Origin of the sequence: Vibrio sp. 10N.261.54.A5, from assembly GCF_041471145.1 — a bacterium.
GTDB classification, from domain to species: domain Bacteria; phylum Pseudomonadota; class Gammaproteobacteria; order Enterobacterales; family Vibrionaceae; genus Vibrio; species Vibrio crassostreae_C.
On record NZ_JBFRNU010000033.1, the window covers coordinates 29485 to 43275 of the forward strand.

The following is a 13791-nucleotide window of genomic DNA, read 5'->3' on the forward strand; positions in this document are numbered from 1 at the left end:
ACTAAAAATCTAACTATTAGATTAGAATGCTGACGTATCTTGGAAAAGGCCAACTTTCAAATCTTTAGCAACGTAGATCTCTTTACCATCAACAAGTACGCGACCATCCGCAAGGCCCATAACTAGACGACGGTTAACAACACGCTTCATGTGGATCTCGTAAGTTACTTTTTTCGCTGTAGGCAGAATTTGACCAGTGAATTTCACTTCGCCAACCCCTAGAGCACGACCTTTACCTTCGCCGCCAACCCAACCAAGGTAGAAACCAACCAGCTGCCACATTGCGTCAAGGCCTAGACAACCAGGCATTACAGGGTCACCTGGGAAGTGACAATCGAAGAACCATAGGTCAGGAGTAATATCCAGCTCAGCAAGAACTAAACCTTTACCGTAATCACCTTCAGTTTCAGACATCTTAGTGATGCGATCCATCATTAGCATGTTCGGTGCTGGTAGTTGAGGGCCTTGTGGCCATAGTTCGCCTTGGCTTGATGCTAGAAGCTCTTCGCGAGTGTAAGAATCACGTTTGTTTTGCATTATCAATTACTCCGATTTTTGATAGGTGCATATTAGTGAACAGGTGTACGCTAAACAAGTCCGATCAGTACTAGACAAACCAGTTTTTAATGCGTCCAACGATTCCAATAGGGTGCTCATGTCTTTCAAAGTTTTCAATACGTTCCGCGATTTTACTCAGAACGCTTTCTTGTTCATCGTCTCTAAATGGTTTGTTCATAATGAGAGGAATTGCTTCGTCTACATTAGACACAGACCAAATATGGAATTCTTCATTCTTAATGCTTTCAATAAGGTCAGGCTTTAGTGCAAGATGCCTTAAGTTCGATCTTGGAAGGATCACACCTTGTTCGCCTGTTAAGCCGTTGTGCTTACACACATGGTAGAAGCCTTCGATTTTCTCGTTTAGCCCGCCAACAGCTTGCACACGTCCAAATTGGTCAACTGCACCTGTAACCGCAATTTGTTGATTGATAGGGTATTCAGACAAAGCACTCACCAGAGAACAAAGCTCAGCAAGAGAAGCACTATCGCCGTCTACTTCGCAATACGATTGCTCAAACACAACAGAAGCAGCGTATGGCAACGGATCTTCAAGGTTTAGTGCGCTGCTCACAAATGCTTGCATGATCATCATACCTTTAGCATGAAGATTACCACCCAACTCGGCTTTGCGCTCAACGTCGGCAATATCCCCATCACCAAAGTGAATAACGCAGGAAATTCGTGCAGGTTCACCATAAGAGATCGGGTGTCCTGGAACATCGATAACCGTCAGACCATTAACTTGACCAACTTGTTCGCCCTCGGTTTCGATAATGACTTGGCCATCTCGAATATCATCAAGGGCGCGTTCTGGTAGGTAAGATTCGCGGTTATATTTGTGCTGTTGAGCTTGTTGGATATGGTGAATATCAATCTCACCATTGTCGGCTTCAATCAGAGCTTCGTTCAATAATGCATTGTGCCAAATAGGGCATAATGGAATATAGCTTTGATCTTCCGTTTCTCTTGCTCCGGCAGTAAGAATGCCCGTCAACGCTTGTTGCGTGATGGTTGGCAATTCATAGCGTTGTTGAAGCCACTTAAGGTAACCAAGATATTGAGTCAAAGTCTCTTCAGAGAGCTTGATATCTTGTTCAATTTCGCTAAATAGGCAAAAGCCGGTTTGAATATCGCTGTCCAGGTAATCAAGGTCACCTAGTTGAGCTCTGTCTCCAACAACAATCAACTTAATGTTGTAAGTCAAAGGCAAAGTCGGGGATTGGTTCAAGTGCTCTGGATTACTGCTGATTGGTTCTACAGCTTCACCAAGCAGCGCAGATTTAAGCAGTAACCAGCTTCCTGGGTTTGCCAAGATCAGGTTTGCTGAAACGATCAGATAACCGTTGTTTGCTCTAGCCAGTAGGCCAGGTTTTGTCGCAATAACCTTACCGTCTTTTGACTGAACTTGGTCAAACAGAGAGACAGCATTTAAAGACTCAGTTTTTATAACCGGTAGAGTGTGATCATCTAAAGCAGTGACTAGAGATTCAACAATCATTTGACGATAGATCGAATTGTCTGGAGCATTTACCAGTAAAACGCGCGAAAGGTTAGACAAGCGAACAAAGCGGGTTAGCGCATCTTTGAATCTATGTTGAATATCTGAAAACGGGAAAGGCGAGATGTCAGGGAATTGCTCTAATTGAGCGCTATATTCGTCGTACTGAGGCGTAACATGTCGCCAATCTACTTGAGTCATTTAAGTTTCTGATTATGATAATGAGGTAGGGAGTATATAGAAAAACCGATCTCGCTTGTAGCTCTATGTGGTAGTTACTAATCACTAAGCTAATATAAGTATGATCTTGGTCTATTCTTTCAAGACAATAATTGTGAAACAACCCATTCTGGGTTACGCTGTCACTAGGATTAACTCTCGAGATTAGACATGAAATATCAGCAACTTGAAAACTTGGAATGTGGTTGGAAATGGAACTATCTGGTCAAAAAGTGGAAAGAAGGTGAATCGATTACTTGCCATATTGATTCAAGTGAAGCTGACGTTGCTGTTCAAGCCTTATTGAAGCTGGAACACCAGCCTACGGGTGTTCTTGAGTGGATCTCTAACAACATGTCTCCTGAGCTCGATAACAAGCTTAAACAAGCGATCAGAGCTAAGCGAAAACGCCACTTCAATGCTGAACAAGTTCATACAAAGAAGAAATCAATCGACCTTGATTACCGTGTATGGGAAAAGCTATCTCAACGTGCGAACGAGCTAGGTTGTACGCTCTCAGATGCCATCGAGTATTTGGTTAGCGAAGCGTCTCGTAGTGAGCAGGCCAGCAAGACGGTGACTAGCCTCAAAGAAGACTTAAGCAAGCTCCTTTCTGACGATAAATAACCATCAACAGTAGTGGTGACATTATGATGTACGTAATCTTAATCGGTGCGGTATTAGTTTTTTGGTTAGTAGCAGTCGATCGACCGGTATTGAAAATTAAATTTAGCGACGGGGCGATCGAACAAGTTAAAGGGCATCTTCCACCGAGCTTTAAGCACAACCTTCAAGAGATTGGTCATAACAATACCTTTAAAGGCGAGCTAAAAGTGTATGCAAAACGTTCTGGTTACAATCTCAAGTTCACTAAAGATGTTCCTAAAAACGTACAGCAACGTATTCGTAACGTGTTCCCGCATAATGGTTTTAAGTCTAAAGGCTCAAAGAAAGCGTAATTGTTGAGAGTTACGCGTTAGCTGGTCAATCCTCATACTAAGTTAATCCTTCATTTCTCTTAAATCTCCGCATACTGTTCTCACCCTCAACAAAGAGAGAGCAGTATGAGATATCTAGTATTACTATTATGCTTTTTATCCCCAGTCGCTTTTCCCGACGATGCATTGGTTAATCCTGTAGCTAAAAAGATAAAAGTCACCGTCATGAAAGGGCTCAACAAGAGTAATGTTGATTTCGAGGGTTATTGCGATCTGATGATTGAGATGAAGCACTCTAAAGGTTATGCAAGAATCAAAAAGGTGAGAACGTCTGGAGATAGTAAAGTTTGCAAGCAGGCGAAAAAACACCTACCGACGAAGAAAAGGTTCAAATACAGCTTTCCAGAAAAGTATATCCGGCTACATATCACACACTAGCCACTCTCAACGCACTATAACTAAATATCCTTAATTTTATTGAAACAATTTCGTGAACCAATCTCTAATTTCTATTAATATTAGTTTTGTTATAAAGGCAGGATATGCCGATACAAGAGCATTTACGGCAAAGGAAAGTCACGGTTGTTGTTAGCAAATAAAAGTTATACCCCTGAAGTAGTTGAGATCTCAAGGAAGGTCTCAATCAATGTTGAAGCTCGCTTTAATCGATGGTTAATCTCACCTGAATATAAGCTCGCACAATCTACAGTAGACACGTTACTAAGTTTGGAAAATAGGTATTGTGATAGTGTCATATTTGATGAATCTGACCGCATATCTCACAATCAACGTATTTTATTGCGCTGCGAGCAGGATAGAGTCAATGCTCATCGTGAAAAAGTCGACGCGAAGCAACAAACCTTACGATACGTTATCGATGATGTCAGCAATGCCGCTTCTGCGCTAATGCTTGAGAAGCTTCAAGGTACCTTAATAAGTTCGTTGTTTTCAGACTTACCCGATTACAATCAGTTCGCTAGTGTTGCGTATTCGCCATCTTTAAACTTTTCCAAACTCCATGAAATATCCGCGAAAAGTAGGCCATTGAGCTCAAGTTTAATCGAGTTTGTTTCCAATCAAGAGTTTGCAGATAAATATGGAAAGAAATCTAAGGTAATTCTCGATCCAAAAGTTGCAGCACGACAAATAGGAATAGAAAATTGTCGTTTATTGTTCCCATTGTTAATGAGTCAACAGCTGATTAAGTGGAATGATGGCAACATTAAACACATCACACCTAAGGTTTGGCAACACTTGGTCGTGACGTCAAATGCGACTCGAATTCGACTTCAAGAAACGTCGGTTAAAGATCCTAACGTAGGCATTTTACTTGGTGTGTTGAGAGTTCTGCCTTTGTTTTTAATTTGTAACCACTTTTCTTCAACGTTTGAAGACGCATTGGTAAAAACGATGCTTGGTTATCGTGAAGCAAGTGACAAGCATGACGAATATTATGCTTGTACTGAGGTGATGCCAAACACACAGTTTCTTGAATCAATGGTCGAGCAGCTAGAGCTTAAGCTACTAAAAAACCTCGTTGAATTTATAGATTGGAGCCCTGGAAATCAGTTCATCAAGAGGGCACTTCTAGAGGAAGTGAATGACATTCCAGTACTTGAGCGAACGGTTTATGGTGCAGCTTTGGCTCAAGGTAGAAAATATTCTGTTTTCGAGGCGTTAGATAATAGTGAACTATTTAACGTTAAGCACCGACCTTATTGGTTTTCAACTGTTCAAATGTCTATCGCGACGATTGAGCAGATGCAAGATAAAGGATTGGGAAAGCTTACGGTGAACATGTAATAAAAAGAGAGAGTCTCATTAATGTCGCTCTCTTTTTTGTTGCGCTGTAACTTTATGTGAATGTCTTGTTTTGGCGCTAAACAGTAGGATTACGCTCTACTTAACTGACCACTTCGAAGGTAAACGACTCTTGCTTTGCTATTGCGTGTTTAACAGGGATACCAAGGCGCTGGCAAGTCATCAGAACTTTCAATTTCCTGTCGGCAGGAGCGTGCTCTGACAGAATCACCGAGCTTAGGCACTCTCTATTAAGGTAGAGTTTATTTCCGATCATCTCGTCATCAGGTAATACCCAGCGGTATTCCTTTTCATAACGCCAATTAGAATGCTTAATTTTGAATATCTCAGCTCCCAGTCTTGATGTTTGTAAACCTCTTAGCGATGCCGGGCGGAACATATTCGGTTCGTCTTCATACTGGACTTCAAAACAGTTGAGATTGGCCTCGCCGTTATAGCAGTTGAGATCATACTCGATACACATGCCTTTAAAGTTGTCACCATACTGCGACCATAGTATTGGGTGGTCGTTCGACTGAGAGAAACACATGATCTTAAAGTTTTGTTGAAGCTCTTTGTTGAATGCGTGGTTAGATTCAAAAGGGTTATTAAAAGTTTTAGCGTAATCAAACCACAACGAACACTCGGAAATAGATTGTATGTTTCTGTCGTGGAGCGATCTGAACTTATAAAGTTTAGGCAACATATCAAACACCTAGTTTACAAAATTGCCTGATGTTAACACTTTAATTTATTTTTAAGGATTGAATGCATAGCATTTGATTGCTTAATAACCAAATTTATTCGTATAACTGTTTGATAGATCAAAATTTAAACACGAAATAGTAGCCTGTTAAAGTGGTTTATTTTGCGTTAGGGCAAAGCTTTCAAGTTGTAACTTTTTACAGAAGATACAACGTAACTTTATTTATGGTTGAATTGTCTTGTCAAAGTAGAGGTCGAGTAGGGAAATAGGTGATCAAAATTAAAGCCGAGCTTTAAAAGGACGGCTTTAGTAGTATTGAGCCTACGAGTGAATCAAGTTTAGAAGTGGTACCTTGCACCTAGGTAAGCGGTTTGAGGTGACACATCGATGGATTCAATTTCAACGTTTGCATAGCGGTAACCAATATGGATATCGATGTTGTCTGTTACCATCGCACCAAGCTCAGCACCAACTTGGTAGGCTGCTTCAGACTTAGAGTCTGATACTAGAAGTGTCATTATCGCAGTTATGAGACAAGTTAATATAGTCCAGACAGAGGTTAATAGAATTTATGTTGCACTGTAACTTACGATTAGCCAAGTCGTTTATAGAAGTTCGTTTTGGATGGCAACGCAGTTTGGTAACAATGACCGTTGGGCATCAGAAAATTCAAAGTTAGTGGTTTGAAAAACGAGTACGGATGTTACTGATGACGTTGATAGTTGATTCAATTTGGTGAAGAACAAGCCAACATAGGTAAACAAGACTAGATGATTCGGGAGTTCGCTTGGTCTTTTGGGACCGTTAAATCTAGCGAACAAGAGTAACCAAGTCTTTTCAGTTTATTGGTAGTACGGACAATAGACCGAGAGTTAGTGGAAGCGTTAATCATCTAGGTTCTTTTGGTAAGCAAAATCAGGGTAATAGCTTTTAACACTCAACCAGCAGAGACTCTGGACTAACTTTGGAGAGGCATCCGTAATTAGAAGTCTTAATTAAGTTTGAGCAGACATGTGATAAAGCCATCACGATTTAATCCAATTAACGCGGAGTCAAAGCCAGCCAGTAATTAAATAGATAGATTCATGCGGCGCTGTACGTAAAATTACGCGAGTAACAGGCCCTGAAACCTCTCAGATTTCAATCTCCTTTTTGGTGCGTATTATGTATAACAGGGTAAACGAGAAAAAGAGAGTTTTAGACAGGGGCGCCCGCTTGTAATGCATTGATTAGGCGGGAGTTTTTGTATTTATCATCGAGTAAACCGTACACTACTTTTTGATCATCCATCTCAAGTAAATCAGCCACTTGAAACGCAACTTCCCAATCCATAGAACACACCTCAGTACGCCAGTTCGCAAGGCGACCCGTACCAATACCCAGTTTCTTAGCCAATTTGTAGTCTGAACTCAGTTCATACTTGGCTTTGACTCGGTCTAAAAGTGCATTTGTGTAATTCATCCGTGAGTGCTCGAAAAATCGACAGTTGTTAAATTATAGAGGTTTAACCCCCTAATTTCATTAGCTCAGGCGGTTTGAGTGCTTAAAAAACTTTCGCTATGGTTTCCATGTTCAAAAAAGATACAGCTTGCGGAGGCTATGACATGGAACACATCACTAACCCAATTCACTTACCTTGTCCAGATATGGCAGGGTGTGCAAATCCAGACCCTAAACTGACTCAAAACTCTCTCGCCATGGTGGCAAAGCTACGCGCCGAACTTAAGGGGCGTTTAAAAAAGAAAGCTAAACCTTTCATTCCTGCAAGATTTGGCGGGGGTGTAGCATGATGATTCATAACGTAAAAATAAAGTCTGAGTATCTTAATTCCATTATTGATGGCAAGAAGACTTTTGAGATTAGAAAGAATGACCGTGGTTACAGACTTGGTGACAGGGTTAGGATGTCTGATGGTGAGCGCTATCTAATTGTTCGCATTAAGTACATATCTGATTACGAGCAGAAAGAGAATTATATCGTTTTCGCCTTTGATTGGATTCAAGGTGGCCTCGAAGACATCCGCAAGCAACAAGAGGACGCGTCCGCACAGGACGCTAAATCTCACCTTAGCGGGGGTGTAGTATGAGGATTTCAAATTCACGAGAGTTTAGATTGGCGGTTTTATATGTTGAGGACGCATTAAAGTCAAACCACTACTTACCAATCGTTAACTTTGCATATGGAATAGAGCGTAACCATCCAAGAAGTGCAGCGCTTATCGATATGGCGATTAATAAAATCATACTCAACCGAAGTGGGTATCTGACATTTGAGCAAACTCAAGCTTCTAGATTGTGCAAAAGCTTTGAGTTACGCCAAAAATTAGCAAAACACAGACCATCATTGCGACTACAGTTACGCACCAAGAAAAGAATCCGCAAGCAACAAGAGGATACGCCCGCACAGGGCGTTGAATCTCATGCTTTAGGCGGTGAGGTATGAGCCGCAATAAGCGCTACGAGCAGCGCCGACGCGAGGCGGGTTTAATCAAAGTTACGCTTTGGGTTCCTGCCGATAGAGAATCTGAATTCAAAATGTTGGGTGAAGCTTGTTGCGAGTATCGCCACCTTTCATTCAATACGTTGCGTGATACCGTCACTGGTAAATACGTCTCTCTTGAACGTTTATAGGGGGTGTCACTGATGACAGTATTCAACCACCTTTATGATGCTCAACCAGAGCGAGAAATCCCCAACACTTTAAGTCCGCAGGATGTGGGCTTTATTGCTGGCGTCACTCAAGACGTCACGAAAACTAATCAGAATATAGCCGCTATTGAGAGCGGTTTTTTTAGTGCTATTGATAATTCTTGGTTAGAAACTGAGCAGCGAAAACTCAAAGAGTACGAACAATTTCATTTTGTGGCGACGAATAAATCCGCAAAACTTGGGCGCGAAGCGCAGGGCGAAGCCCTGAAAGACATAGGCTCGTCAAAGGGCGCAAAAGTCCGACAAGGGAAAAGCCGCAAACAGATTGACCGCTTAATCACGCGTTCTCGCAAGTGTCAGCCTCGTCACAAGACCCAAAGCACTTGCGCTGAAAACCATGATGCGATGTATAACCAAGCGCAAAACGCTAACCAGAAAGGAAAATCCCGCGCGTATTTGATGCACCGCCCTTGGTCTGAACAAATCAAGATGCAAATGATTTACCAACCGCGCCCGAGCGATGCACCAAGCGCCAATGATGGTGAGCGCTATACCGACAAACTTACCTCAAGAGCCGTTCGTCAAATCTTTGAATCGGGTGCGTATGTCGCGGCCTGTCATGGTGGGTTTAAAACCTTTTTGACCTTAACGTTTGATGAAGTCCAACGTGACCGAATTTTTTCGGGTGAGATTACATTGGGCTCGGAGGTTTCACGCTTTCTCGACGGGGCGAAAAAACTCTTTCAACGTGGGTTTACCGCCACGCTTCGCAGTAATCGAGATAACCATTCACAGCGCAATATTGATGAATGTGAACAGGTCGAGATTATCGAGGGGAGCAACGCACCGTTTCATTATATTTGGGTGGCAGAATGCCCGATGAATGAAGATGGTGAGCCGAATCCACATGTGCATATCTTGCTTGATTGGTCGGTGGAAAGAAGCGTTTTTGATACATGGGCCCAGCGCCTAGAAAGTATTTGGGGGCATGGCTTTGCGAATCTGCAGCGCATTAAGTTACCCAAAGCGGCTGGCTCTTATCTTATTAAGGCGGTGGGTTACGCGGCCAAAGGTGGTAATGCCAATCAAGGGTTAATTCGTGGTAATCGCTACAACATCGCTCGTTGTTCACGCGCACCTAAATGGGAAGTGCTCGCGGCTTTTGATGCTGACAACATGGCCGCAATTATTAAAGAGTGCGGTTACCGCTTAGAACGTTGGCGTAAACCGTTAGAAAAAGAAGTGCGCCGCAAACAATTTAAACGTGATGAAGCCATACGAGCGAGCGCAATAGCCAAAGACAAAACCCCTCAAAAATTCAAGCTTCAACGACTCATCAAAATGCTTGATGGCGAAATTCGCGATTACAAAGAGAAAATCAAGAGTCGTGGTGTATTTGCTCGCACTGATAACACCTTTTCAATTTGTTTTGAGGGTGGAACAGCCTCAGAAAAAATGGACGAGTTTTTATTGTGGGCGCATGGTGCGCGTGATTGGTCAATGAATACAAACGATGTTGAGCTGGGTGACTTACGCGCCATGGCCATTATGAAATATAACGATGAATACGAGCGTTTTTTATGTAGTCGCGCCAATTGGCAATCGCAATTACATCAAGAGTTACCGCCACAACATGACGATTTAGAAGCCTTGAAAAGCCATCATTTAGAATTGGTTGAAAGCTACTACATCAACAAAAAACACGATTAACCCCTTTGGGGATTGCTTGCACGGAAATTTAATAACACTCATTAGGCTAGGAAAAGGAAAACCAACATGGAAAAAGCAACACAGATTACCGACCAATTAGAAAAGGAAGTCGAAAGCGCATCAAAGAACCCGTTCGCAAGCAAACTCATGTCTCCACTGCGTTTGTTTTTGGTGTGGATGAAACTCAACAATCAGCGAATGGCGAATTTAGAGCGCCAATTCAGTGAGCGATTGCAGCATGGCGAGTAAAAACCCCATAAAGGGCTTTATTCGCTGTCATATGCCGGACTGTGGCGCCATCGCCACGGTTCACGCAGTCGGTGAGCACCGAATTTTGACCGAGGGGAATCCCCCTAAAAACAAGCGCAATACAGGCCGACTTTATTACAACTGCCCATGTTGCGGTTTTCAGCAAGGCAAGGGCACGACATTCCAAGCGCACATTGAAAGCCAGATGAAACCGACCAAAGCCGAGCTTAAACCACAGGAAGCCGCATCCGAAAAGGCCTTGGTAAGTCACCCTGTAACTGAAATCAAACCAGAGGTTAAACCGATTGTTACGGCTTCGGAAATGTCGTTAAAGCCAGATACAACAAGGCTTCAAGCCGCTAAACCTTACATTTATGGATTGCTCGCATTAGTTGGGCTTTTCTTCCTACTCAATAAAAAGGACACACCCGCCAATGGATAAACCAGAAAGCCCAGCGCTTGAAGCCGAGCAGCAAGCATCAAGCGCGACCACCGACGAACTCGATTATCAAGCGGGCTTCGCAGATTTAGATTCAATGGATTCGGTCGCTCATGGTGAGCCTGAGCAAACCGCCGAACCTGAGCAGGAAGCCGAAACCATGGATAGCGCCGCCGCTGTTGGTATGGTGAGTATGGGCTTGTTCATGTCAGAGCAATACATTTCGGGTGCGGCGGGTGTTGATTTCGAATTTAACCCCGAAGCGAAAGCTAAGTTCCTCGAAGCCAGTGGCCCACTGATTGAGAAATACGGCTTAACATGGCTCAGTTGGTTTGATGCCTACAAAGAAGAAATCTTCTTTGGTGTGGCTGCGTTTGGTTTGGGTTACTCCGGTATTAATACCGTGAAGCGACTGAAAGCTTTACAGGAAAAGGAGGCTGAAAACGATGGCGAAACCAAAGAAGCCGCCGCTTAGATTACCAATGCCCGTAAACAGCAACACCGCCTTAAACGCAGAGCATTGTGTTTACATTGGGACTACGGGCAGCGGAAAAACCACCGCCGTTCGTAAGCTTGGACTTATCCCGAAAAAGAGCCAAGTGGCCTTTTTTGACCCGTACCAAAACTATGCGGGTAAAGTCTTTCAAGGGCAAAAAGTGAAGATGTTCACCGAGTTTGGCGCGTTCGCTCGCGCTTTGGTGGCAGCACGTAACAGGAAAACAGGATTCAAACTGGCGCTGGTCAAAGAAGCCAATGCAGACAACCTAGAAACGTTCGCGTCTATCGTGTGGAGTTGTGGTGATGGGAATAAACCGCCGCTGTATGTCGCCATTGAAGAACTCGCCAGTACTGTGGAAACCACGGGAAAACTGAAAGGCAAATCGGGTGAACTATGGCGTGGTGGTCGCCAGTTTGGATTGATTGTTCACTCGATGTTTCAACGAACGCAAGAGGTACCGAAAACCGTGAGCAGCCAATCGCCGATTTGGTGGGTGGGCGGTTTATCTTCGATGGCTGACGCGACCTATATAGCCAAGCAAAAGGAGTGCGACATTAGTGAACTGGTTGCGCTAAAAACAGCCAAAACCAATAACGGGGTGGCTCAATACGTGTTGTTCCGTGATGGTATCGGAAATGTTGAGCGCGGGGTGGTAGATTGTAGATGACGATAATAAGCGATGTTTTAGGGACGGCTGAATAGTGTAAGACTTTGTTAATAGTGAGCTGTTTTTTTAATAATTACAATTAAGTCATTGAAAAATATATATTTATTTGTATTTATTCTAGTCGTGGTTAATATGCATTATTGATGTAAAGCTTGCTACAATAATGAAATATAGTAATACAAATGGATGGTATTGCTTACTCATAATTCGTGTGTTTTATTGATTGTTCGAATGCTATTGGATGAGTGCTAGTAATTAGCGAACCAAGACAATAATCATGCTTAGAGAAGTATTTAAATGCGTTTATTATTATTAACAACACTTTTGAGCGTTCCGGCACTAGCAAAAACAACTCAACCTTACCTTAATACGTGGAGTGTCGATTCTGAAAACTGGGCATACGTTTACAGTGAAGATGATGCGGCTGGTGCAGTTCATGGTGGTGAGAATCTTATCCTCTTTGTAAAAGAAAAAGAGAACTGTAACCCATCTACACATAACGACAGGGACGCGGTGATGCCTGTAAATGGCCAGCCTGTCAGCATGAAAGTTGTTTGCGGAGAGGATACAAAAAAAGAACTGTTCATCGCTCAAAATGACGCAGGGAGACAATTTGTCTTTAATGAGTTTGTTATGAAAGAAACAGTTGAAATAGGACAGTTCAAATTTTCCGCTAGAGGGTTTCAAGCTGCATTGAAGCAGGTTGAGAATAATAACTCGAACGTCCTTTAATTAATTTCGAGCAAAATATATCTACGATTAATCATTAACAACCTAATAGGCTAAACCCTAAGCCTATTAGGCTCATCCCTCTATTTAATTTCTCTTATCTCGCCAACACTGATATCCGTTTTTAACCCACAACAAACGGATAACTTCCTATGAAAATGAACAAAACCACGCTTGTTCCAATGTTTGCAACGGCAGCAATCACAATTGCGCTTTTAGCTGTGATTAATAACGTGTCGGCGCTGGGCGGCGTGAAAGACTCAGTAAACGGCAATACGGGGTGGTTCTAATATGGAAATGATGAACACACCATTTAACCCACGCCCTCGTGAACTCGACCCAGTTGAAGGTGTTAATTGGGGCAACCAAGCAACGCTGCGTGTCGTAACGGGGCCTACTTACCAGAACATTGAACTGGTTACAGACATTACAGACCCTGCCGACATTGAGCGCATCACGCTCAAACTGAACGGTAAAGAAATCATTGGCGTATCTGGTCAAGATTTAGTGGACTTCCAAGAGCACCGCAAACAGTTCACACAAGCAGGTCGTTACATCATCCCATTCGCTGATTTAACGCTACGTACCAAAGCAGGCGTTCGTACGGGTGAGTTGGTCACGCTGCAGGGTGAAATCTGGATGCTCTACATTCAACTTAAATCGAAATCAGGTGTCGCGGCTCCGAGCATCAAAGCTCGCGCTCATACAACAGCGGCTCAGTCTCGCCGTATTTACTTACCGCGCCTTTACTCACTGACTTGGTATGCGGCAGCGTCCGGTCGTACACCGTTTGATTTTGCCGAGCGTTCACCGTTCCTTTCAATCAAGCGTATCCACTTCAAAGACTCAACCATTGAGCGCGTTCGCGTGATGCGTGACGAGCGTGAAGAAATCAACGTGTCAAAAGCGGATAACGCATATGACTTGGCTGTGGCTGGTCTTGAGCAAAATACGGGTTGGTTCTCTTTGGACTTCATTCGTACGGGTTTCGGTGTTGAGGGGCGCTTGCCAACCAACGCGGCTAACCAACTTCAATTTGAACTTGAAAAATCAAGTGCGGGTAGTGTTCCGGTGATTATCGAAGCCATTGAACAAGTGGGCGAGATTAACCCGCAAGGGGCGTAAATC

General features: G+C 43.2%; 20 protein-coding genes and 1 pseudogene. 16 read left to right on the plus strand and 5 right to left on the minus strand.

Features of this window, described 5'->3' with window-relative positions:
- Window positions 1-21 precede the first annotated feature (21 nt).
- A complete protein-coding gene (fabA, locus tag AB4329_RS10375) occupies window positions 22-537 on the minus strand; it encodes a bifunctional 3-hydroxydecanoyl-ACP dehydratase/trans-2-decenoyl-ACP isomerase (protein WP_017059675.1) in 516 nt (171 codons plus the stop codon).
- A gap of 70 nt (window positions 538-607) precedes the next feature.
- Window positions 608-2260 (minus strand): AAA family ATPase, encoded by a 1653-nt coding sequence (locus tag AB4329_RS10380; RefSeq protein WP_372138242.1) that lies wholly within the window; start codon window positions 2258-2260, stop codon window positions 608-610.
- Window positions 2261-2449: 189 nt separating this feature from the next.
- On the opposite strand from AB4329_RS10380, the gene matP reads away from it, so the two are divergent.
- From matP to AB4329_RS10400, 4 genes are all read left to right on the plus strand, one after another.
- Window positions 2450-2905, plus strand: coding sequence for a macrodomain Ter protein MatP (gene matP / locus AB4329_RS10385; RefSeq protein ID WP_010440786.1), 456 nt, complete (start codon window positions 2450-2452; stop codon window positions 2903-2905).
- 23 nt (window positions 2906-2928) lie between these two features.
- Window positions 2929-3237 carry a DUF3634 family protein gene (locus tag AB4329_RS10390; protein ID WP_017059672.1) on the plus strand — a complete coding sequence of 103 codons (309 nt, stop codon included), beginning with the start codon at window positions 2929-2931 and terminating at the stop codon, window positions 3235-3237.
- A 105-nt stretch (window positions 3238-3342) separates the two neighbouring features.
- Window positions 3343-3654 carry a hypothetical protein gene (locus tag AB4329_RS10395; protein WP_017059671.1) on the plus strand — a complete coding sequence of 104 codons (312 nt, stop codon included), beginning with the start codon at window positions 3343-3345 and terminating at the stop codon, window positions 3652-3654.
- A gap of 144 nt (window positions 3655-3798) precedes the next feature.
- Window positions 3799-5019 (plus strand): hypothetical protein, encoded by a 1221-nt coding sequence (locus tag AB4329_RS10400; RefSeq protein ID WP_017066879.1) that lies wholly within the window; start codon window positions 3799-3801, stop codon window positions 5017-5019.
- A 100-nt stretch (window positions 5020-5119) separates the two neighbouring features.
- On the opposite strand, the gene AB4329_RS10405 is transcribed toward AB4329_RS10400, so the two are convergent.
- The 3 genes and pseudogenes from AB4329_RS10405 to AB4329_RS10415 form a co-directional block, all read right to left on the minus strand.
- Entirely contained in the window at window positions 5120-5722 is a 603-nt protein-coding gene (locus AB4329_RS10405) for a DUF2971 domain-containing protein (protein ID WP_017059669.1), read from the minus strand.
- A gap of 338 nt (window positions 5723-6060) precedes the next feature.
- Window positions 6061-6228: pseudogene (locus AB4329_RS10410) on the minus strand (outer membrane protein); the annotation flags it as partial.
- Between the two features lie 691 nt (window positions 6229-6919).
- On the minus strand, window positions 6920-7183 hold the full coding sequence (locus AB4329_RS10415) for a transcriptional regulator (RefSeq protein ID WP_102292125.1): 264 nt from the start codon (window positions 7181-7183) through the stop codon (window positions 6920-6922).
- Between the two features lie 143 nt (window positions 7184-7326).
- Between AB4329_RS10415 and AB4329_RS10420 the strand changes: the two genes are divergently transcribed.
- The 12 genes from AB4329_RS10420 to AB4329_RS10475 all read left to right on the plus strand — a co-directional run bounded on the left by AB4329_RS10420 (window position 7327) and on the right by AB4329_RS10475 (window position 13788).
- On the plus strand, window positions 7327-7512 hold the full coding sequence (locus AB4329_RS10420; RefSeq protein WP_102292126.1) for a hypothetical protein: 186 nt from the start codon (window positions 7327-7329) through the stop codon (window positions 7510-7512).
- Window positions 7509-7808: a DUF3850 domain-containing protein gene (locus tag AB4329_RS10425; protein ID WP_372138244.1), complete on the plus strand. Its 300-nt coding sequence runs from the start codon at window positions 7509-7511 to the stop codon at window positions 7806-7808. The genes AB4329_RS10420 and AB4329_RS10425 overlap by 4 nt, the downstream gene beginning before the upstream one ends.
- Window positions 7805-8164, plus strand: a complete 360-nt coding sequence (locus tag AB4329_RS10430) for a hypothetical protein (RefSeq protein ID WP_102292123.1) — start codon at window positions 7805-7807, stop codon at window positions 8162-8164. Before AB4329_RS10425 ends, AB4329_RS10430 begins: the two co-directional genes overlap by 4 nt.
- Window positions 8161-8352 (plus strand): hypothetical protein, encoded by a 192-nt coding sequence (locus AB4329_RS10435; protein WP_102292122.1) that lies wholly within the window; start codon window positions 8161-8163, stop codon window positions 8350-8352. The genes AB4329_RS10430 and AB4329_RS10435 overlap by 4 nt, the downstream gene beginning before the upstream one ends.
- Before the next feature lie 12 nt (window positions 8353-8364).
- Window positions 8365-10080: a hypothetical protein gene (locus AB4329_RS10440; RefSeq protein ID WP_372138246.1), complete on the plus strand. Its 1716-nt coding sequence runs from the start codon at window positions 8365-8367 to the stop codon at window positions 10078-10080.
- A 66-nt stretch (window positions 10081-10146) separates the two neighbouring features.
- Window positions 10147-10329 (plus strand): hypothetical protein, encoded by a 183-nt coding sequence (locus AB4329_RS10445; RefSeq protein ID WP_372138248.1) that lies wholly within the window; start codon window positions 10147-10149, stop codon window positions 10327-10329.
- Window positions 10319-10771: a hypothetical protein gene (locus AB4329_RS10450; RefSeq protein ID WP_372138250.1), complete on the plus strand. Its 453-nt coding sequence runs from the start codon at window positions 10319-10321 to the stop codon at window positions 10769-10771. Before AB4329_RS10445 ends, AB4329_RS10450 begins: the two co-directional genes overlap by 11 nt.
- Window positions 10764-11243 (plus strand): hypothetical protein, encoded by a 480-nt coding sequence (locus tag AB4329_RS10455; RefSeq protein ID WP_372138252.1) that lies wholly within the window; start codon window positions 10764-10766, stop codon window positions 11241-11243. The genes AB4329_RS10450 and AB4329_RS10455 overlap by 8 nt, the downstream gene beginning before the upstream one ends.
- Window positions 11215-11934, plus strand: a complete 720-nt coding sequence (locus AB4329_RS10460; RefSeq protein ID WP_372138253.1) for a hypothetical protein — start codon at window positions 11215-11217, stop codon at window positions 11932-11934. The genes AB4329_RS10455 and AB4329_RS10460 overlap by 29 nt, the downstream gene beginning before the upstream one ends.
- A 297-nt stretch (window positions 11935-12231) precedes the next feature.
- A complete protein-coding gene (locus AB4329_RS10465; RefSeq protein ID WP_372138255.1) occupies window positions 12232-12666 on the plus strand; it encodes a hypothetical protein in 435 nt (144 codons plus the stop codon).
- Window positions 12667-12815: 149 nt separating this feature from the next.
- Window positions 12816-12953, plus strand: coding sequence for a hypothetical protein (locus tag AB4329_RS10470; protein ID WP_016793451.1), 138 nt, complete (start codon window positions 12816-12818; stop codon window positions 12951-12953).
- A gap of 1 nt (window position 12954) precedes the next feature.
- Window positions 12955-13788 carry a major capsid protein P2 gene (locus AB4329_RS10475; protein WP_256800115.1) on the plus strand — a complete coding sequence of 278 codons (834 nt, stop codon included), beginning with the start codon at window positions 12955-12957 and terminating at the stop codon, window positions 13786-13788.
- Window positions 13789-13791: the final 3 nt, after the last annotated feature.